Source organism: Devosia marina (genome assembly GCF_009758415.1).
GTDB classification, from domain to species: Bacteria; Pseudomonadota; Alphaproteobacteria; order Rhizobiales; family Devosiaceae; genus Devosia; species Devosia marina.
In genome coordinates, this window is record NZ_WQRF01000001.1 from 1,560,730 (window position 1) to 1,580,493 (window position 19,764).

The following is a 19,764-nucleotide window of genomic DNA, read 5'->3' on the forward strand; positions in this document are numbered from 1 at the left end:
TTATGCGGCTCAAGGACAAGATTGCCATTGTCACCGGCGCGGGCCGAGGCATAGGCGCAGCCATAGCCGAGGCCTTTGCGCGGGAAGGCGCAAAGGTCGTGATTGCCGAGCGAGATCCGGCGACGGGCTCGGCCACGGCGTCAAGGCTTGGCGAAAACGCGCTGTTTGTGCAAACGGATGTGACCGATCAGGGGTCGGTGGATGCCACCGTGCAAGCAACGAGGAAGACCTTCGGCAGCATCGATATCCTTGTCAACAATGCGGGCATCAACGTGTTTCACGAGCCATTGGCCACAAGCGACGAGGAATGGTCGAGATGCATGGCCGTGGACCTGGAAGGGGTATGGCGCATGAGCCGCGCGGTACTGCCATCGATGCTGGCCGGATCGGGCGGCAGCATCGTCAACATCGCATCCTCGCACAGCTTCACCATCATACCGGGCACGTTTCCATACCCGGTGGCCAAGCACGGCCTGCTGGGGCTGACACGCTCGCTGGGGATTGAATACGCCAGTCGCAACATTCGCGTGAATGCGATTGCGCCGGGATATATCGAAACCGACCTGGCAATCGAATATTGGAACACGTTTCCTGACCCCGCAGCCGAACGGCAGCGCACCTACGACCTGCACCCGCCAAAGCGCATCGGCACGCCAGCGGAAGTGGCCATGACGGCCGTGTTTCTGGCCAGCGATGAGGCGCCTTTCATCAACGCCGCCACGATAACCATCGATGGGGGTCGATCGGTGCTATATCATGACTAGCGTTTGCCTTATTGGCATCCGCAAGCCATGGATTTGAAAGAGCAGGAGAACTCCTTGACGTGACAGTCGCCGAGACCACAAAGACCCTTCTAAAACCTCGTGTGCACCGTCACGTGGTCAAGACGCTCGCGCAAAGCATCTTGTCGAACAGGTTTGCGTCAGGCACGGCACTGCCATCAGAGCCGGAACTCTGTGAAGAGTTCAGTGTCAGCCGTAGTGCCGTGCGTGAAGCTGTCAAAGTCCTCGATAGCAAAGGTATGGTGACCACGCGCCCGCGAACTGGAAGCATCGTCAGACCGCGCGAAGACTGGAACCTCCTGGACCCGGATATCCTCGCCTGGTCCATGGAACTGCAACCGAGCGCGGAACTGGTGCTGAGCCTCATCGAGGCGCGTCAGGTCATAGAGCCTGCGGCGGCGCGGCTTGCCGCGCTGCGCGCGACCGCAACCAGCATTGCGCCGATGGAAGATGCCTTCGTAAGAATGACACGCTTCAAGTCCGCCCAGGACTTTGAAGCGTTCAACAAGGCGGACATCGATTTCCACACCGCCCTGTTGCGGGCCAGTGGAAATATCGTTTTCCAGCAGCTGTCGAACACCATCGGCGCAGCGCTGGCATACTCGTTCCGGCTGACCGTATCGCGTGCCCAGGAACCAGGCGCTTCCCTGCCAAACCATGGTGAGGTCATAGAGCGTATTCGGATGCGTGATAGCGAGGGCGCATATGCCTCCATGGCACGACTACTGAGCATCGCTCTGGTTGATTTGGGACTCGCCTGAAACTTCATCATGGCGTTTGGGAGCACGCCACCGCGTGTAAAAGACCCAACCGCTTTGTGCCATTGACGTTGACTACCTGCATGCAGACGGACGGCTTTTCAGAGGCAGCCGAGGACGGCTGAGCGGCAGGAATGGGCGCGCACCTGCCCGGTGGAAGCACCCTGCCCCACAGTCCTCCACGCCAGAGTCTTAAGCGGGGCCGACTGCGGCCAGTCCAGTTGTGGTGAAAAAACGCAGACAGCGGACGTTCGTTCAGCTGCTACCGATTTCGAGTACTAACGCTGCGGCATTATTCATACCCAAGTCCACGGTGGCGTTCGACGCCAGCTATCCTGATCGCGCCAAATGCAAATTGGCGCATAGCTCAATCCTCTCCCACAATAAGCTGGCCGCCGCCAGAACTGGCGACACCCTTATCGGTCTAGGACACATTCTCGAGCATCTTGACGATACCGTTCGTACCGTCGACTTCGAGCAGGTCGCCATCCTTTATGATTCCTGTCACGCCAGGCAGGCCACGAACGCATGGTAGGCCGTATTCACGGGTGAGCTGCTGCCGGTTCGGTGGACACGAAGTTAGGCTAGCTTAGCTTTTGCGTCTCTGGGTCAGCTTCGCCGTCGATGATGGTTCGAATGAACATGGGAGGATACCCGGTGAGGTCCTCCCAGAACCTGCAGCTAGAGATGCAGTTCGGAACGCTGGAGGACAACGCGATCCGTGCGGCTACCGATCGGCGCCGCCCGTAGGTTCTCACGTTTTGGTATAGTCACCAGCTTGCTCATGGCGAGAACAGATAGAGAACCTGGAAAGTCGAGTCAACAGCGATTTTGTAGAGGTTGGTGCCAGCACGATGCCAAAAGCAGCGGATACCTTTCCGATCTTGGGGGATGTTAAGGCAGCTTGATGCTTCAAAAGAATCTTCTACTTTACCTACTGTTTGTGAGGGCGCACGTATGGATACCAAGGACCATCCCGTAATTGTTGTTCTTGGTGACCAGCGCCAGCTCGTGGTGCCCATCTTCCAACGGCAGTATGCGTGGGGTGAGGAGCGGCTGAAGGCGTTCTGGGAGGACGTCGTTGCAAAAGCCGAGGAGACCACAGAAGGCAAGCCGAAGTTCAATCACTACATGGGCGCACTGATCCTGGCGCCTGGCAGTGACGGCTTCACCATCGGTGCCACTCCGTTGGTACAGGTGATTGACGGTCAGCAGCGGCTTACCACCTTCCAGATCTTTCTTGCGGCCCTCCGCGAAGTCGGAAATCGGCTCAACGTGCCAGATGTGGGAAATCTGGTACTTCCCTATCTCTATATGCCCAAGATGGAGGGCGACACTTCGCCCAAGAAGCACCGGCTAGTGCCTACGGCCGAAGACCGCGCGGTGTTCCACCTCATCATCGATTCCGGTCTGGCAGGGGTGCGGAAACAGCATCCCAAGCTTTTCTTCCAGAACGGCAAGCTGATCCGTGGCTCTGCCCCCGTCGCTGTTCGAGCCTTTTGGTATTTCATCGAGCAGATCGAGCGCTATGCCCGGCTTGGGCTCGTGGACGAGGAGCAGGATGGGAACGGCGGGACGGATGAAGATGCTGGAGCGCAAGGACTGCGCCTCCACGCCCTGCTGAAGGCCATGCTGCATCACCTAAAGCTGGTGGTCATCACACTGTCAGAGGATGACGACGCTCAAGTCATCTTTGAAACGCTTAACAGCAAGGCAGAGCCATTGCTGGCAATGGATTTGGTTCGCAACAACATATTCCATCGCGCTGCCGCTCAGGGCGAGCAGGTCGAGGAACTGTTCGACAAGAAGTGGCGGCCCTTCGATAAGAACTCGACCTTCTGGAAGGCTGACTCGCCTCGCGCGAAACCGAAGCGCCCAAGGATCGACCACTTTCTCAGCCACGCTCTAACCGCCCAAACCGGGCAGGAGACGTCGCTACGTGAGTTGTACTCCGAGTATCGAGCGTTCACGCGCCCTGGAGGCAAGCCGCGCTTCCAGACCGTTGAGGCAGAGCTGGACGCACTGGTTGAGTTCGCGTCCATTTACGAAACCTTGGAGGCCGGCGGTGCGGACGCTGACCTCACCTGGATCGGGCGAAAGTTGGCAATCTGGGAGGTTTCCACTGCCTATCCTTTGATCTTCCGCATCGCAAATTCTTCGGCACCTGACCAGGAGAAGAAGGCACTCTACCGCTTGGTGTACAGCTATCTGGTACGGCGGGCCCTGTGTGGCCTAACCCCCAAGAACCTCAACAAGACCTTCGCTCGCCTTACCGCGGAGATGCTGTCTCACGGGGTGTCGCTAGAGACCTTCAAAGGCGCCTTCGCCAACCAGACCGGGAACGCAGTACGCTTCCCTACCGATACTGAGTTGGAGGAGGCGGTACGGACGAAGGCAGTCTACACCATGTTCAACCGCAAGGATCGCTTGGCGGATGTCTTGTGGGATCTGGAGATGGCAACGCGAACCAAGTTCAGCGTTGATACCCCCAGGCCCGACAACATGTCGGTAGAACATGTTATGCCGCAGACATGGGCGACCCGCTGGCCTCTGCCCGACGGGCGGTTGGCTCCGGGCGACAAGGTCACCGGCGCCGACCAAAAAATGCTCGAAGATATCCGGGCTCGTGATGGGCTTGTTCACACACTCGGAAATCTCACCCTGATCACTGTTCCGGGAAATACAGCGGCTTCGAACTCGGGCTTTGTCGACAAGAAGCCGTGGCTACTGAAGAGTCTTCTCGCCTTGAACCTCGAGGTGACGTCCGGAGATGCCTGGACCCATACATCCATCACCGACCGCTCCACCGATCTCGCGAAGCGCGCCGCTACCGTCTGGCCTGCCCCTTAGGCGGGAAGCAGTTCAGCAAACGAGATCAACAAGTTATAGATGCGGAGCGCTGTCGGATGAAGCGGCCGGCGATTCTCGATTCGTACAAATCGACTCCGACTCAATTTTATCCGACAACCGTGTCGGGAACTGAAAATCGAGAATCGATGGTACCCGCAGAAAGCCTGACTTCGAGCAAAAATCCAGATTCGACTGTTACAGAAGGTTCGAATCTATTTTGCGGTTGAGAACAAAAATCGCGAGTCGATGGTTATAGCAGTGGATCATAATCCCGAAGAACCCTGCCTCGCCTTGGGAATCTCGGCATCTGCATTTTGTCTTCGAGCAGCTGCACGGCGGATAGATCACACTCAATTCCTATCTGACCGACGCCCTCTACCCATACCCAAGCCTCGCTCAGCAAGTCGATCAAGCCTGCTTTCTCATCCCGATGATCTGAAAGTGCTGCAGCTGGCAGCTGAACCTGAAACGTTTCTACGGTGCCAACAACACCTCTGATACGGTAGTGCGAGAAGTTCGCCCGTCCAACATCTTCCATGCATAGAAGATACCGTATGAATCCGACGACAGACTCTCTGATCTCCTCATCGGTCACTGGTGCCTCCGTCATGGGCACTTCTAAACCAGCGACGCTCAGTTCCATATTAAGAAACGCGGAATTGCAGGGCAGGCCCACCGTTCGGAAGTGAGTAAATAGCAAATAGGAAATCAGCTCGAATTTGCCCTTAAGGGGAACCTCTGGACTTTCCAAAATTGCCGTAATCTTCGGATCTTTAACGTCACGGACAGAAGCGCGCTGACCTCTATCCAAAACCTTCAAGTAGACCTGGTCGAAAGCCGGCTTCGTAAGCAACCTATCCATCTTGCTGCAAGCGAAGATTTCAGACGCTATTCTGATGGCATTGATTAGGTCAAAGATCTGCAGGACCCGATGGTGCAACTCTTCATGTGACCAGCGTACGGTCGTTATATCTGGGGGAATTTGGCGCTTGATGTTTCTGAAGAGTATCGCGCTGCCTTCATAGATAACCCCATCACTGCCAGGATGGGATAGAGCGTTTCTTACCATTGGATGGTAGCCATCCAGAAGGTTAAGAGGTCCGCCCCGTTTCCGAACTCGAGCTAGAACAATGTCGGATTTGCTACGCTCAGACTTGCTGAGGTTTGAAATTTCAATGTTAACGAACTCTCCTTCCAAGAAGTCATAGCAACCCGAAAGCAACGTCAACATTGGGTCAAATATGTCAGCAACGAGTGGGCGATAAATTTTGGTTGCTATGTGTGCTGTGTCTTCGATGGAATAGGCTTCGAAATCCTTCAACCTCGCGAATTCATCGGAGATGCGGATCATCTGGTCTGCAAGGCGTTTGGAAATCCCAGTCCACGGTACGAATAGTTCGACCAGGAATCGGTCTGGATCCATTTGAAACGCGTTGTGTAGCAGCTCTAGTATATATTCCAGATTTTCCGCACGCTGGCTCAAATCCCAGCACACAACCGATTTTTGCCAAAGTGCGTCGACGGTCGCGTCATCGATAGATACCGGACCGAACTTTTGAAGCAGAATAACTGGATGAAGGCGATTGGCCGTCGCCAAGAATTCCTTCGGTGTGAGAGGAGGGATAGTCATTGTTCTTCCGGGGGAACGCCGCGAGCCAGTGCCTTCGGTCTATTTCGTCAGCCACTCACCGTAGGCATCGACGTCAATCATGGGCACAGTCCCACTAAACTGCAGCCGGGAAATAAGCTTGAACAAAAAGGCCGTAGCGGCTTTGGTCTCACTTTCGAACACGTACTGGTCGGCGTCACGGTCAAAATAGAAATGACCATGAGAGGCAACACAGCCAATGTCGAGCTGCCCGTCGCCCAGATCGGAGCATAAGGATGAGTTGAATGCCTCGCCAAACGCTGGGGACCAATCGCTTTCAAAAGTCAAAAGGCCTCCCATAATCGGGATCAGCTGCTTGGGTGGGTACACCCCGCCAGCATGAGGGATCGGAAGGCTGGTTCGATGCAAACGACGTACGCTCGCCACCTTCTCTTGAGCATACTCGACCATTTGTTTGTCAGCAGACTGCTTGGCTTCGAAAACTGCGTAGACGCTTTCTGCCGGAACGATGATCTGACCTTCGTGATTGAAAACGAAAGGTGAGTACTGGCGGTCGAAAACCACCACATCCATCTGCTGGCTGAAAATGCCCTTGCTATCCACCACAAAAGCCTTGTCGGCTTGGTAGCGCTGAGGAAGGTATTTCTGGAGCAAGCTGATCCATACGCCCTCGCTCGCATCACCCTTGGAGCCCGGGTGGTGAATACTTTCGCGAACAAGGCGCAGCCGATATTGAATGTCTTCGTGAAGACTAGATAATAGCGTTGGAAGTGACCATTCGGCCATTTTATCACCCGTTATGAAAGAGGAAACTTAGGCCCGAACAATTCGCGCCATGCCCGCAGTGCGTCCTTATTTCGCCCTTGGCGAACATGATTTATCGCCAGGGTAGCCTCACGTTCTGCTGCGCGAAGTAGTGTTTGAGCGCGTTGTTTGCGCGCCAAATCCATGCCGTTGCTTATTGCCGGGCCAAGCCCCGCCGGATCCGGCCACTCATCGAAGATTCGGTCGGCAAGGGTGGCGAAGAAACCCTGCATTTCGCGGTCGAATGACCCTCCCCACCCACCGTACAGACACTGCATAGCCATAACCTCGATGAGGAAGGATGGCTTGATAGGTTTCTCGCCGTGCTTGGGGTTGTTGTTCCAGTACTTGGCCATGCGGACCAACCCCTTCCACTCGTTGGAATAGGCCTGGTGGGCTGCTACGGCTTTTTCCGCATGGGTCTGCGGATTTGTTCCGATCCACTTTCCAAGGTCATTGTCTGGGATCTCATAATCGCTTCCCTTGTCGAAGGCTGGAACAACATCGACGCTGATGACCCGATAGTCAGTGTTGTCCTCGGCATCTGCCTTCACACCGAAATCGACGTTGATGGACCGATTTTGCTTCTTTGCGTTGTCACCATACTTTTCCACCAGCGCGTCGTGGAAATCTTTAAGGATGACCGAGGGCGCCTTCGAAACATAGTGGTTTTCCGACGCCTTCAACACAAAGAAGATATCAACGTCCTTCAGAGGCTTGGATTTGGTCCAACGGGCATACGAGCCAGTCAGAAAACTACGGTCGATCTTGAACTTGGTGTCCAGGTAATCGCGGACCTCTTGCTGACGAGCGGAAGCGTTCTTCTGCTCCTTGTCATTCAATTCAAGACGGCTTTTAAACTTCCTGAAGGCTTCGTCGACGGTAAGCATCAGGCTTTCCTCCAGTATGACGTTGACCCACCCAACCCATTGTGGTCGACGGTTCCACCGAGGCTTTGACGGACCATGCCTTCTGTCGAACGGTATGTAGTGTCGCTCCACCCCGCCACTGCGGGATACCCTGTCTTCTGAGTTGTAATTATTCGGTACTTGGCTGTGCTTGGTGGGATGCCGTTTTTCTTGATCGCGTAGTTCAGGGCATCGGTGTCCGTCCAGAAGCTGCCATCGCCTCCACCAGACCAATTGTAAACGATATCGATATCCCACCTGTGGATCAGAGCGTTCGTCGTCGGATTGAAGATCTCCAGCACCACTCTTTCAAGGTGTTGGGAATTCAACCAGGTCTGCAGGCCCCGAGTTAGGACATCCCAGTCACCAAAGAAGCCGGCGGGATCGAGGCCGCTCTTTACGATGATATCTTTGATGCTCTTGAGAATGTTGTCGGCCACATAAGTGACCGAGTGCGTGTAGGTATTGACCGTAACGGCGCTCATGATCCCAAGAATCCTTTCGGATCGAAGACCAAAGCAGAGCTTTTGTCACTTTTGGTTTCGGCTACGGTCTCATTTAAGTCGCGGGCGGTGATTTGGTCGCCGTGCTGCTTCAGCGCCGACTGCACCCAAGACAGATCAGATTGTGGGCATGGCAGTGAAACATGCCATTTTCCCTCTAGCGGATCGAAGCCGAGCGACGCCTCGTTTTCGCCAGTGCCGTCGATCGCGTCATCATCGTATGTGCAGTAAATACGGGTACGTGGCCCATCACAGGTCACAACAATTGCTGCATCCTTTGGTGCCTGATCTGCAATTACGCTTGCGGCAATCCCTTTGACCGCAAGTAGCTTGTCGCGATCACTCCCACTCTTACCCTTGGTCAGCAGGTCGACGATCGATACCCAGGTGTCAACGGCATTGCGATGAGGTGAGCTGCGGAAAGTGCGACTGGCGACGGTGCTCATTTCGATGCCCCCGTTGCCCGGTTCTTCTTCGCAGCTTTCGCCGCAGCGACTAGTTGATCGATTGATAGCTTCTCAGGATTCATCGCCGTTTCAGGCGAACTGGCCAGCGCATTAACAACCATCTTGCGAATAGAGCGCCCATCGAGTCCGACGCATTCCGATGCGACTCGATCAAGAGTGCCGGAGCTGGCCAAACGAGCGATTGGCTTATAAGTCGCACCCAAGCCTTCAAGACAGCTTCGCAGGATCTGGCCGCAAGCTTCTCGATCTGGGAGGGGAATGGTCATCACCAGGTCGCAGCGGGAGGTAAACGCAGCATCGACCGCATCTGGAAAATTGCTGGTGGCGATAAAAAGCAGATTCTTGTGGGTCTCGGCCAAGGCATCCAACTGCACCAGGACAGCGTCCGTTGCGCGATGGATATCGATTGGATTTGCCTCAAGGCTCATCTTGGAGCGATCGGCAGCAAGCGTTTCCACCTCGTCTAAAAGAACGATAGTTGGGCCTGAAGCGGCAACTTCTGCGATGGACTGAGAGAACAGCTCGGACACGGCCTTCTGAGTTTTTCCCATTGCCGAGCTTGTCAAAGCATGAGGATCTACTTCAAGTAGCTTGAATTCCTGGCCACGGAAGGACTGGGCAGCGCGGTTAGCAAGCCCCTTGGCCAGTGAAGTCTTGCCCGTACCTGGCGGCCCAACCAAGAGGATAACGCCGTGGAGCGGGAGGACACTGCGATCAACGGCCGGGCGCAGCGTGAAATTCAGCATAGCTTGAGCTACGAGGCGATCTTTCACAACTTTATCGAGGATGATGGATTCCCACAGATCCTCGAGGCCACGATCGGGTAGACCGCGGGCGCGCTGAATGCCTTTTGCAGTCTCAAAGTCACGCATAACAATACCTCCAAATCCTGTGAGACTCGGAGGCGCTACCTTCATCTTCGAGCGTTACCGCTTCTTTTGATGAATCTTCACACTAAATTAACCAAGTCCGCCAGTGAGATGGGATGCCACCTTCGCAAGGTCAAGGCCTGGTGAAAAGAAATTTTGCAGTCTAAGTAGGTGCTTATCAAATAACCGCCGGGATCTTGCTTGCAGCGTAAGGGGAGCCGAGCTCCAGCAAGGGCTCAACGTTGTCTCGTAAGTAGATAAGTCCACCCTTGGTCGGAAAATCAAAGGCCGGGTGAACTTCATGCGCCTCCATCCAGGACCTCACCAAGCTGGTTGGTCTCCTTCCCCGAGCAGCGATTTCATTGGCGAAAATGTACATGGACGCGAATGAAATGACGTTGTCATTTGCAAATTTTGCATCGCCATCGGGAACGAGTTCCTTGGCTGCCACCAGCGCCTGCAGCACTCCATATGCGGAGATGCCAAGCATCAAATTGACGCTGCCTGCCGAAAGTCTGTCGAACTCCGAAGCCGGAAAATGGGCTTGCTCCTCAATCAGCAGGTCGCGGACAAGCTCGACGCCCTTGACCGAAATTGCTCTTAAGATCCCCTGGCCCGGGCGCTTGTGAAGCACATACTCAATTCGACTATCAAGCAAACGCTCGATCAGAGGCACCCAAGGTCGCCGACCGGCCGGAAACAACAGCATGGCCTGGGCAAATGTGCAGAATGCCGGGTCTGGCTTGATCGGCTTTCGGCCGCCAACCAACCGCTCTTCCAAGAGACGCATTGACCGACCAGACATGTAGGTGTCAGCGGTGGTGATATGCGTGCTGGCACCGGTGTAAACAAAATTCAACCTACGACGAACCAGGTCCGAGACGGCGTGAGGCGGTGCACCCAGTGACCACGCGACCGCCATTGCAGGCACCTGGTCTTTATACTGGATCATTGTCATTTGGCTCTGAGACCGGTGAAGTAGAATCGGCGCCTTTGCGGAAGTCCCAGCGAACACGCGTTTTGACTTCGGGTGTTTTGCAAGCTTAGCAACAACGGGATGGCTAACCAAGAAGGCTCGCTTGAGCTCAAGCAGGGGCCAGTATTTATCTGGTCGAAAGCTGCCTTTCCCGACAACACCGGCATTCTCAGCGCAGCCAGCCAACGTCTCTCGCATCAACAGAGAAACATTCTTCCGAACAATTTTGGGCAAATAGCCGTCTTGGGCCAACAAAGAAATTGCCCCAAATGCCTTTGAAAGCCCCCACTCTCCTGTTCGATTTGTTGCTCCCGTTGCCGCCGTCAGACAAATTTCTGAAAAGCCTTCGGGGTAGTTCAAAATCGCGCGGCCGGCTTGTGAAAGGAACTGTGGTTCAATGGCACCAATTTCGGATCGCGCAAAATAGCCCTGCGAATAGTTGCCTTCCGCATTAATTTTCAAAGCCGCTGCGATCGCTTGCGCCAATTCAAACAACTCACCACGGTTCCTGGTCCCCACGGCATCTGGCACAACCGAGACTTCGGAACCAGAAACTCGAGGATCAAGAAGGCCAGTGACAAAATCGAGGGCAGTCCGATCATCTGTCTCATAAGGACGTTGCTCTAATTTTCGCAGATCGACTGAGGGAGCCGGAAAGCCCATCGGCGTTTCCGCAATACAGTAGTCGCAGTAATCCATCCCTTGAGTTCGGGAAAAACCCAACTGGCTTTGGCATTCGGGACATGTGTCAAGCAGCGGATCGAGGGTATCAGGATCAAAACCAAAAGTTCGGATGTGCCAAATCGCCCTGCCATACGGGAGCTGTTTTAATGCGACCGGAGAGACGCGCCGGATGCTGCGCTCAATAAAGACCTCCCTTACCGGCGTGCCAAAAAAGTCAACGGTACCGCGCCTCAGCTTCCTGTAGAATCGATCCTCAATAGAATGCACGGGAACACCCAGAAGCCAGGCGAGCTGCTTTGCAATCTGTGGGTCGGAAAAGGACAGGTTTTCGACCCTCTTCATACTCAGGTTTGCGAAGTAGAGGATGTCCTTTGCATGGTCATATCCGTTGGTGGCGGCTGCTCGAGACACCAATGCAGTTAACGACTCATCGTGGATAGGTGGCATGGGACGGAACAGAGTCATGGTCACACCCTGTCGTCGCCGGATTCGATGACCCCTTCACGGAAGGGATTATACAGGCAATACCCATCCGGGATGGCGCGTGTGTCCACCGCAAGCGCCAGTTCCTCGAAACCAATTCGGTCCTTGCCCACCCGCAGCGCGTGGTAAACAGCCATTTCGGCAATTCGGCTGGCAAGCCCCATAAGCCCGCCGGAGGATGCCCAAAGTCTATGAGGGATGTCGTGGTCGAGCAGGTCGCACACCTTAGGCAGGAGGCCGTGCCTATTGATCATAATGCCAATTTTGCCAACGTAGTTCGTGAACATTTCAGCATCTGAGTCCGAACTCCAGCGCAATGGCGAGAAGTCAATCGCCTCAATGTGGCGATTGCGCAGTTGTGGGTCGACAGACAGATGAACCCTGGATTCTGGCACACCAACAAACATGAGAGGCACCATGCCTTCGATCATCATGAATTTCAGAGCGTCAGTGACATCCGTTCCCGTCGCCTCAAAAGACTTGGTGTTGCTGCCCTTAATCTGTTTCAGCACGCCTTGAGAGAGGTGCTGAATTTCATCGATGATGAGCAGATCGCAGGGTCGCTTCTTGTTAGGATTGTTGATTGGATCATTTTCGCCTCGGAGAAACTGATAAAGCTGCCGACGCAATGTACCGATCTTGGCACTAGCCTTAACCGAACACCCCAGTCGAAGCAGAATGTCCACGTAGAGGCTCTCCCGGGTCGCCTTCTCGTTAAGCGTTACGTGAATGACGCGAGATTGCTTTCGGGCAATTTCCTCAGCCGGCATCTCTTTGGGGAAGGCGCCGGAAGCGATGAGCTCCGGGACCACAACCCGCTCGAGATACATTTTGATGGCGTGCGACTTACCGGAATGGCTGAGGGCAAAAAGCCCCAGCCAACCCTGAGACTCATTGGGAGCAAGCTGGGCGGCTCTTCTAGCGCCTTCACACACCCGGGCAATATTGTCGACGCGGGGATGGACAATGCGCATCTGTTTGAACACGGCATGAATTTCGGACAGGGATAAGGTCGCGGTCACTTTTTGGATTCCTGTTCAACCTGCTTCATGAGTTCAGCAAGTCGCTCTGCTGCCGAAATCTGATTTTCACGCGGCGGTGCTGCCCGGGTGCTTGCCGGAATGGTCGAGGTAACGCGATGAACAGGTGACGCAAATTCTTCCGGCGCCAACACGCCGTCGATCACCGCACCATCCTCGGACTTTTTCCGCCTGTTTTCGGCCCGAGTACGCACCGCCTTCGCTGTTGCCTTCTTGCCTCCCCGACGTGGCGAATGGCTGACAACCCGGTCCTCAGGCGTTCGGATTGCGGCAAGGTCCTGCGCAATGTCCTCAGACCGTTCCAGATGCTTGAAAATGACCTCATGGCCGGGCGCGAGCTGGGGTGTCGTGTCGAGGAACGGCGCAAGGCGCTTCCGCTCTGCATATTTGCCTCGCAATGGCGCGCCTTCGACAGCAGCAAGGAAGGCGACCCTGGCTTCCGCCTGCTCTTCTGGCGTGTGAAATGCCAGGTTTTCTCGTCGGGCAAATTTCTTGATCTTGTCGAGCAGATACCAGGACGTGCCCTTCTTGTAGTTGACGTCCCAGTTCGGGAGGGCAATGGCCTTTCGCATGTCCGGATGCCAGACGTAGAGTTGGTCGGCATTTCCAGGAGAGGCTGTGACGACCACATCAATCGATCGCGTTGACGTGACGCCCTTGCGCTGCTTGCGCACCTTGATGTGGCGCGCGAGGTCGCTCATCAACTGCGTCGTGATTGCAGGGTCATGGAAACGCTGCCCCCGAAATGCGACCCCTTCCGCCGTGAGCAGACAATCTTGGGTAATACCCATGATAGTATCCAAGACCACGGGATCATCCACTGTCGGCCGTCCGTTCTTGACCAAACCCTTGCGCCATTTCAGCGTCGGCGAAGAGCCAATGCCGGAATGCACTTCGACATGGTATCGGGTGACGACGTATTGCCAGAACAAGTCCTGGATCCGTTCCCGATCATGCACTGCGTCCGCGGTTGGATCGATGTCCAGCAACGACCTGTCCCGCGGCGTCAGGGGAAGGCCACCGTCGAGACGATGCCAGATGTTTTCATTGAGGGTGCCGAAGAAGCGCTCAACGTAGGCCTTGAACATGGGGATTTTCACCGGCGCCCAGATGACGTCGATATTGGCCGCCTCGCAGCTAGTCTGAAACGAAGTGCCGACGAGCTCCCAGCCATTATCCACGATCACGGTTGATGGCTTGCCATATCCATCGGTAGCGCCCTTATGTGGGCCATACTCATCAATCAGAAACTTCTTGCGACGAACCACCTGCCGGAGGCATTCGACCACTGAATTCAAGCTCGGGCGCTCATAGGTGAACACGGCTCCGAGGATCATGCGGCTGTAGCAGTCGATCGCATAGGTCAGCCAAAGGCGGCCTACCGCGACGGGATTGCCATATTCATCCAGAACCGTGGACCATACGTCGATCTGGGTGTGGTCCATCATGACCATTTCCAGCGGCTCGGTCGCCGTGATCTGACGTTGACGCCCGCCGAACCGACGCTGCGCTTCCTTGGCTCCGTATTTCTGCTCTACGTTCCAGTAGTTGGTGCTGACCTTGATCCAGTTCCGAATAGTCTGGTCATGGGGCCTGCCGAATGGATCAAGGTCGTCGGTTGGCTGGCCTTTCGCCCGCCGTGCTGCCAAAAGTCGGTAGCCTCGGCCAAAGAGTGCCAACGCGTCGATCTCCCTGCGAGATCGTTTGGCCCATGACCTGCCACTGAACTTTCATCCAGCTGCCATTAGAGCCTCGACCATTTCTGTTACGCCGTAGGGCGCGGGTTGAGCAACCGGTGAAGGCGCGGAGCCTTCAATCAGCGGAGCGTCGGAGCCGGTTGCGGTGATAGTTCCTGCATAGGCTGCCGGGGTCTGATAGCCGAGCGAGGAATGCGGCCTGGCGGTGTTGTAATCCTCCACCCATTCGGAGATGGCGCTGCGGGCATGATCGAGGCCGAAGAACAGGCTCTCGTTCAAAAGCTCGTCGCGCATCCGGCCATTGAAGCTTTCGCAGAATCCGTTCTGCATCGGCTTGCCCGGCGCGATGTAGTGCCATTCGATCCTGTGGTTCTTCGACCAGGCGAGGATGGCGTTCGAGGTGAACTCGGTGCCGTGGTCGGACACGATCATGCCTGGCCTGCCGCGGCGGGCGATCAACTCGGTCAGTTCCCGGGCCACACGGCGGCCGGAGATCGACGTGTCCGGCATCGCTGCCAGGCATTCACGCGTCACGTCGTCGACGATGTTGAGGACCCGGAAGCGTCGCCCGCAGGCAAACTGGTCATGCACAAAATCCAGCGACCAGCGCGCGTTCGGCCGAGCTTCGACCAGGATCGGCGCCCGCGTTCCCACCGCTCGCCGTCGTGAGCGGCGCTTGCGCACCGCCAGTCTTTCCTCGCGGTAAAGACGATAGATGCGGTTGATCCCTGAAGTCTCCCCCTCGCGCCTCAGCAGGATGAACAGACGCCGATAGCCGAACCGCCGGCGCTCGTTGGCGAGGTCGCGCAGCCGGCCGCGCAACTCCGTCTCGGGCGGACGCCGGGACTGGTAGCGGATCATCTTGCGATCGGCCTCGACGAAGGAACAGGCCCGACGCTCCGACAGGCCCATGATGGTCTGCAGATGCGCGACGGCTTCGCGCTTGGCGGCGGGCCCTACCATTTTTTTGACAGAAGCTCGCGGAGCGCCGAGGCTTCGAGCATCTGGTCGGCGAGCAGCTTCTTCAGCTTCGTGTTCTCGTCTTCCAGGGCCTTCAGGCGTTTGGCGTCCGACACGTCCATGCCGCCATACTTCGCCTTCCAGTTATACAGCGTCGCCTCCGAGACCCCGTGCTTGCGGGCCAGATCGCCCGCCTTCGCACCCGCCTCATGCTCGCGCAAAACCGCGATGATCTGCTCTTCCGTAAACCGCTTTCGCTTCATCAGTCCGTCCTTCAAATGAGGGCCGGACTCTAATCTCAACTGGAGGAAAAACTCAGTGGCAGGTCACCCAGTACCAGGCAATGACAGCACTCGCGAGCCGAAGGACTTCTTCTGGCCAGCGTTCGGCACGGTCATGCTTGCCACGATTGTCGTAGAAATAACCCAGATGGCGTTCGTGAGGGGTGCCGCAGCCTTTTACCGCCCGCAACAAAGCGCCCGGAGAGGGCTTCCAATCAAATCCGGCGGATTGGGCTTCTGGATAAATTTCGCTAATGAACCTGCGCACGCCGACCGTGCCGTAACCAACATCGCCGGCTTTGTCATACTCCAGACAATAGAACCGGAGGGTCCGTGCGTCCTGAAGGCGCGCTCGCGCCTTCACCCGCCGATCACGCTCGCGAACGTTAATGTTCGGATCATCGATCGAGAGCAAAGCCAGCGGGTCAATATCACCCGCACGCCGAACAATATTGGTTTTACCCAAGCGAATGGCCTGGCCGTCACCGCGCATCTGGTCAAAAACGGACTTCTCGAGGACAATCGGGGCATTGACGACCTTTTGGCGAAACACAAAGGCCGGCTCCGCACCGCGCTCATCAATGCACTCACGGTACTCCGCCAGAACTGGCCCTTCGTGTTCAGGCAATCGCAGTTCGTAAACCTGGCCCTCGGCGACATCGCTATCGTTTACCATGGGTAGTTCCCCGGCAGCTCGAACAGCGGTCGGCCATCCTGGACCCGGACGACGGTTGAGCGATCAGTCAGCGGCTCAGTTACAGTGACGCTGATCAGCCGGCGCACATGCATGGCAGAGGCCTTACGGACGCCGGTTGGACCACCACCCAAGGCGGCCACGACTTCTTTCCATGGCAATTTTTCCTGCGAGCCGAACGCTTCACGCACGGCGGAAAGATCACCAGGCGAAAGAGTGGTCTTCCGCTTCAAGAACAGGGCTGCGATGGCGGGATCGGTCTTGGGATGAGAGATGTGCGTCGACCGCACAACAGTCGTGAAAAACCACCCGACGTTTCGGTATACCTGCTCAGCGAGGCGCAGCTTGTTCTGATAGTCGGGATCCTCAATGCGTGGATCGGCGTCGTCCTTCACCTCGACGATCAGGGTCGACAACGTGCCTTGCCGAACCGGAGTCCAGTTCCGCACCGCTTCTACAAATGCCCCCTTGGCGACTTGAACCGCAAAGCCGGTATCGACTGACAACCTGAGATCGGGGATGAAGTCGAGTCGCTCATATTTCCCGACGATCTTCATTCGAAGCAGATGCGGTTGCGCAAACATTGAATGCACAGGCGTGGCGACTTCACAGAGCTCATACATCGGCTTTTCGGCCTTGATGGACTCCCATTCCACCGCTCGCATTCCGGCCTTGATCATGACTGGCCGGCCGACAGGTTTGCGCTGCCGTCCGTTGACGATCTTGCGGTATGGGTCCGACCCGCGGGTGAAAATCTCTGCAATGGCGCCACCATCCTCAAGATGGATGTGCCGTCTGGTTGCCAGTTGATGTGTCTGTGCCATGTTGCACCGTCTTTCTGCGGCGATGAGATGGACGAAGACCACAATGACTGGTCTCCTCCATTTCCCCCAAGGGATTGATACGGCATCAAATCTTGTAAAAGGCTGAGAAGGACTGCCTAACGAGCGGTGAACTCGCGAGGCAGTCCCAATCCTATGACGACTGGTCAGGAACCTTTGTCTTCCGTCGGCTGGTTGACAGCGGGAATGCGACAACCCCGCCCTCCACGGTCGTCGGCTTCAGCGTTCCGGCTTTCCGATCGGCCTCGAACTGAACCGCCAAGGCAATGGCGACGAGTGCGCGGTGAGCCGCTTCCTCGAAGCTCTCTTCACCCAGCTCGTCATGGACGCGCAGCAGGCGAGTCAGGACTCGGATCAACAATTCATCCATGATTGCCTCCCATCAACTTCTTGGTAGCTCGGCCGCGGACCTGGTCGCAGATGGCAGCGAACTGCTCACCCGTCAGGTGACGGTGCTCAACCAGGGCATCGGCGACAGCGTTGATCATGACAAAGCTGTCCTGGACGATGCCCATCGCCTTTTTGTTGAGCCGCTGCAGATCCGCTTCAACGGCTTTGGCCAACCGGACGTCGAGTGAAAGGACTGCGCCGATTGTTTCAGAAGTGGCACGGTGCAGCAGGTCTTCACCCAGTCCCAGAGAGCCATGGACCATTGCGAGCATGTGGCTGGCACGGGCAAGATCGCTGTAGACTCCCCCGCCAGATCCGCCGCTTGCGGAGCCGAGCAAGACCTGTTCGCTGCACCGGCCCGCGAGAAAGACCGTGGCGGCGTTCTCGATCTCAGCGCGCAGCCACAGGCCGCCGGCGTCCCAACTAGTCGAGGTGCGACCGCCCTCACTGGCGTTCCGCCCAACCGTATGAATCGCGTTGACGGAGCCAGGCTTGAGGATGTGGCTAACGACGGCGTGGCCCGCTTCATGCACCGCAACGCGGCGCACAAACTCCGGCGGCCGGCTTTCTGGCGGCAGTACCTGATCCATCACATCGGCGAGTGCGATCGGACGATGGGCTTGGCGCGCGACGCGACGGGCAGCCTTCACCCAGTCATGCACATCAGCTCCGCTGGCGCCGACGGCCATTTTTGCCAACATGGTCAGGTCGGCGTTCGGCAGGTCCGGACCCAGATGCTGGCGAACAATGCCAGCCAGTGCCTTGGCGTCCGGTGTCTCGATGCGAATGATCTTCGACAGCCGACCCGGGCGCACCAGAGCGGCATCCAGCTTTTCGGGATGATTGGTGGCGCCGATGATGATCAACTTGGAACTGACGCCGGAAGCGGCGCTATCCAGCTTGAGCAGCATGTGACCGACCACTGGCGTCCACCAAGACGAATGTCGATCATTGCTGGATCTGCTTGGCAAACTCTCAATTTCATCGAGGAAAATGCACGCCGGCGCTACCGCTGCCGCAGTGGCAAAGAGCTCATCGATCTGCTTGATGATGCTGTCGAGATAGCCGGGGCTGTTGGAGAACCATTGGCTCACCGATGTGGGAAAGAACGGCACGCCAGCGGACTTAGCCAAACTCCGGGCGAAGGTTGTCTTGCCCAACCCTGGTTCTGAAGCCAACACGACCGTGCGCTCGATCGCGGAAAAATCCAGCTTGCCGGCCCGCCAGGCATCGAGATCAGTGATCAGTGCCTGAGCCCAGTCCATGGCCTTGCCATAACCGTGCAAGTTCTCAAGGGCCGGTACGTCGGACAAGCCGGAGGCGGGCTTAGACACTGCATTGCGCGCAGCAACCAGGCGCTCAACGCACCGCTTTGCCGAACTGCCGGTGCGGATGGCCCCGCAGATCTCGCCGTAGTTCAGTCCCTGTGCAATCCCATCAGGCATGTCGCGCGGCGTACGGCGGGTTGCTGCTTTGATGGCCTCGCGCACGATATGATCGTCGGGAGGACCGAGCTTGAGCACGATGTCGGCCGACGCCACGATGCTGGTTGGCAGATAGTCAAGATTGTGCGAGATCGCCAGGATCCGATGACCGTCAGACAGGTAGGTCGTCAGTTGATCCGTGATGGTGTCCTGGCTGATCGTCCGGCGCGGGGCTTCGTTGACGCTATGGATATAGCGCCATTCACCCATCCGCCGGCAGGCACGCGCCAGCGGCGCGACCCAGTCTGATGATGGCGCCTGGATCACTACGCAGATGCGGTAATCGCGACGGAGCACCTTGGCTTGGGCAGGGCTCAACCCCTTCTGCACCATCAGTTCGGGGATGGTGTGCGTTGCTGAGCGACGGTCGTCGTCCCGCTGGATAATCGCTTCCTCCAGCGCGTTCAGCTCTTCCATCGACATGTCGTCGAGTTCTTCGTCATTGTCGGCCATTGCTGCCTCGTTCTCCGGCAGGAGCTGGCCGAGCGCCTACGCGCCCACCAGACCTGGCCGGTTCCTTGGGCGCCATTCAGGTCGCCCGAAATTGAAAATGTGCATGTGTGTTCTCAGAGAGTGGGCGCGTTGACCCATAGTCGGTGGTCTATTCGACCCTGGACCAGGCGCACGGCAGGACGAGCGGACAGGAGACGCATTCGCGCTTCCGGATCAGCTTCGCCGAAAAC

Annotated in this window: 17 protein-coding genes and 2 pseudogenes; 3 read left to right on the plus strand and 16 right to left on the minus strand. The window is 56.7% G+C overall.

From position 1 onward, the window contains the following. Positions 1-2: 2 nt before the first annotated feature. Together GO014_RS07470 and GO014_RS07475 are read left to right on the plus strand one after the other, a co-directional pair. Positions 3-764 (plus strand): SDR family oxidoreductase, encoded by a 762-nt coding sequence (locus tag GO014_RS07470; RefSeq protein ID WP_246204404.1) that lies wholly within the window; start codon positions 3-5, stop codon positions 762-764. 59 nt (positions 765-823) lie between these two features. After that, complete coding sequence (locus GO014_RS07475) at positions 824-1,543, plus strand: FCD domain-containing protein (RefSeq protein WP_179952933.1); 720 nt, start codon at positions 824-826, stop codon at positions 1,541-1,543. A gap of 421 nt (positions 1,544-1,964) precedes the next feature. Here GO014_RS07475 and GO014_RS19630 read toward each other — a convergent pair. Further along, positions 1,965-2,078, minus strand: a pseudogene (locus GO014_RS19630) (hypothetical protein); the annotation flags it as partial. Positions 2,079-2,497: 419 nt separating this feature from the next. Here GO014_RS19630 and GO014_RS07485 point away from each other — a divergent pair. Beyond that, complete coding sequence (locus GO014_RS07485; protein WP_179952934.1) at positions 2,498-4,390, plus strand: DUF262 domain-containing protein; 1,893 nt, start codon at positions 2,498-2,500, stop codon at positions 4,388-4,390. A gap of 250 nt (positions 4,391-4,640) precedes the next feature. On the opposite strand, the gene GO014_RS07490 is transcribed toward GO014_RS07485, so the two are convergent. The 15 genes and pseudogenes from GO014_RS07490 to GO014_RS07555 form a co-directional block, all read right to left on the minus strand. Beyond that, positions 4,641-6,020 carry a hypothetical protein gene (locus tag GO014_RS07490; protein ID WP_157289699.1) on the minus strand — a complete coding sequence of 460 codons (1,380 nt, stop codon included), beginning with the start codon at positions 6,018-6,020 and terminating at the stop codon, positions 4,641-4,643. A 39-nt stretch (positions 6,021-6,059) separates the two neighbouring features. Next, positions 6,060-6,785: a DUF6602 domain-containing protein gene (locus GO014_RS07495; protein ID WP_157289700.1), complete on the minus strand. Its 726-nt coding sequence runs from the start codon at positions 6,783-6,785 to the stop codon at positions 6,060-6,062. An 11-nt stretch (positions 6,786-6,796) separates the two neighbouring features. Continuing rightward, positions 6,797-7,693, minus strand: coding sequence for a CBASS oligonucleotide cyclase (locus GO014_RS07500; protein WP_157289701.1), 897 nt, complete (start codon positions 7,691-7,693; stop codon positions 6,797-6,799). Further along, complete coding sequence (locus GO014_RS07505) at positions 7,693-8,196, minus strand: HORMA domain containing protein (RefSeq protein ID WP_157289702.1); 504 nt, start codon at positions 8,194-8,196, stop codon at positions 7,693-7,695. The genes GO014_RS07500 and GO014_RS07505 overlap by 1 nt, the downstream gene beginning before the upstream one ends. Continuing rightward, positions 8,193-8,660, minus strand: a complete 468-nt coding sequence (locus tag GO014_RS07510) for a hypothetical protein (RefSeq protein ID WP_157289703.1) — start codon at positions 8,658-8,660, stop codon at positions 8,193-8,195. The genes GO014_RS07505 and GO014_RS07510 overlap by 4 nt, the downstream gene beginning before the upstream one ends. Further along, on the minus strand, positions 8,657-9,553 hold the full coding sequence (locus tag GO014_RS07515; protein ID WP_157289704.1) for an AAA family ATPase: 897 nt from the start codon (positions 9,551-9,553) through the stop codon (positions 8,657-8,659). The genes GO014_RS07510 and GO014_RS07515 overlap by 4 nt, the downstream gene beginning before the upstream one ends. 175 nt (positions 9,554-9,728) lie before the next feature. Further along, positions 9,729-11,675 carry a hypothetical protein gene (locus GO014_RS07520; RefSeq protein ID WP_157289705.1) on the minus strand — a complete coding sequence of 649 codons (1,947 nt, stop codon included), beginning with the start codon at positions 11,673-11,675 and terminating at the stop codon, positions 9,729-9,731. 2 nt (positions 11,676-11,677) lie between these two features. After that, the gene (locus tag GO014_RS07525; protein ID WP_157289706.1) at positions 11,678-12,715 is read right to left on the minus strand and encodes an AAA family ATPase; all 1,038 of its coding nucleotides are present in this window, start codon (positions 12,713-12,715) and stop codon (positions 11,678-11,680) included. Beyond that, positions 12,712-14,412, minus strand: a complete 1,701-nt coding sequence (locus GO014_RS07530) for a DDE-type integrase/transposase/recombinase (RefSeq protein WP_157289707.1) — start codon at positions 14,410-14,412, stop codon at positions 12,712-12,714. The genes GO014_RS07525 and GO014_RS07530 overlap by 4 nt, the downstream gene beginning before the upstream one ends. Before the next feature lie 51 nt (positions 14,413-14,463). After that, positions 14,464-15,534: an IS3 family transposase gene (locus tag GO014_RS07535; RefSeq protein WP_246204516.1), complete on the minus strand. Its 1,071-nt coding sequence runs from the start codon at positions 15,532-15,534 to the stop codon at positions 14,464-14,466. Next, positions 15,501-15,653 (minus strand): annotated as a pseudogene (locus GO014_RS19100) (transposase); the annotation flags it as partial. The gene GO014_RS07535 and the pseudogene GO014_RS19100, both read right to left, overlap by 34 nt. A 52-nt stretch (positions 15,654-15,705) precedes the next feature. Continuing rightward, positions 15,706-16,347, minus strand: a complete 642-nt coding sequence (locus GO014_RS07540; protein ID WP_157289709.1) for a hypothetical protein — start codon at positions 16,345-16,347, stop codon at positions 15,706-15,708. After that, positions 16,341-17,045 (minus strand): hypothetical protein, encoded by a 705-nt coding sequence (locus tag GO014_RS07545; RefSeq protein ID WP_179952935.1) that lies wholly within the window; start codon positions 17,043-17,045, stop codon positions 16,341-16,343. The genes GO014_RS07540 and GO014_RS07545 overlap by 7 nt, the downstream gene beginning before the upstream one ends. A gap of 295 nt (positions 17,046-17,340) precedes the next feature. Then, positions 17,341-17,577: a hypothetical protein gene (locus tag GO014_RS07550; protein WP_157289711.1), complete on the minus strand. Its 237-nt coding sequence runs from the start codon at positions 17,575-17,577 to the stop codon at positions 17,341-17,343. Continuing rightward, a complete protein-coding gene (locus GO014_RS07555; RefSeq protein ID WP_157289712.1) occupies positions 17,570-19,534 on the minus strand; it encodes an AAA family ATPase in 1,965 nt (654 codons plus the stop codon). The genes GO014_RS07550 and GO014_RS07555 overlap by 8 nt, the downstream gene beginning before the upstream one ends. Between the last annotated feature and the right edge of the window lie 230 nt (positions 19,535-19,764).

Coding starts and splice junctions, on each gene's coding strand:
- GO014_RS07470 (WP_246204404.1), top strand. CDS start 3: ATGCGGCTCAAGGACAAGATTGCCATTGTCACCGGCGCGGGCCGAGGC.
- GO014_RS07485 (WP_179952934.1), top strand. CDS start 2,498: ATGGATACCAAGGACCATCCCGTAATTGTTGTTCTTGGTGACCAGCGC.
- GO014_RS07490 (WP_157289699.1), bottom strand. CDS start 6,020: ATGACTATCCCTCCTCTCACACCGAAGGAATTCTTGGCGACGGCCAAT.
- GO014_RS07495 (WP_157289700.1), bottom strand. CDS start 6,785: ATGGCCGAATGGTCACTTCCAACGCTATTATCTAGTCTTCACGAAGAC.
- GO014_RS07500 (WP_157289701.1), bottom strand. CDS start 7,693: ATGCTTACCGTCGACGAAGCCTTCAGGAAGTTTAAAAGCCGTCTTGAA.
- GO014_RS07505 (WP_157289702.1), bottom strand. CDS start 8,196: ATGAGCGCCGTTACGGTCAATACCTACACGCACTCGGTCACTTATGTG.
- GO014_RS07510 (WP_157289703.1), bottom strand. CDS start 8,660: ATGAGCACCGTCGCCAGTCGCACTTTCCGCAGCTCACCTCATCGCAAT.
- GO014_RS07515 (WP_157289704.1), bottom strand. CDS start 9,553: ATGCGTGACTTTGAGACTGCAAAAGGCATTCAGCGCGCCCGCGGTCTA.
- GO014_RS07520 (WP_157289705.1), bottom strand. CDS start 11,675: ATGACTCTGTTCCGTCCCATGCCACCTATCCACGATGAGTCGTTAACT.
- GO014_RS07540 (WP_157289709.1), bottom strand. CDS start 16,347: ATGGTAAACGATAGCGATGTCGCCGAGGGCCAGGTTTACGAACTGCGA.
- GO014_RS07545 (WP_179952935.1), bottom strand. CDS start 17,045: ATGATCAAGGCCGGAATGCGAGCGGTGGAATGGGAGTCCATCAAGGCC.
- GO014_RS07550 (WP_157289711.1), bottom strand. CDS start 17,577: ATGGATGAATTGTTGATCCGAGTCCTGACTCGCCTGCTGCGCGTCCAT.
- GO014_RS07555 (WP_157289712.1), bottom strand. CDS start 19,534: ATGGCCGACAATGACGAAGAACTCGACGACATGTCGATGGAAGAGCTG.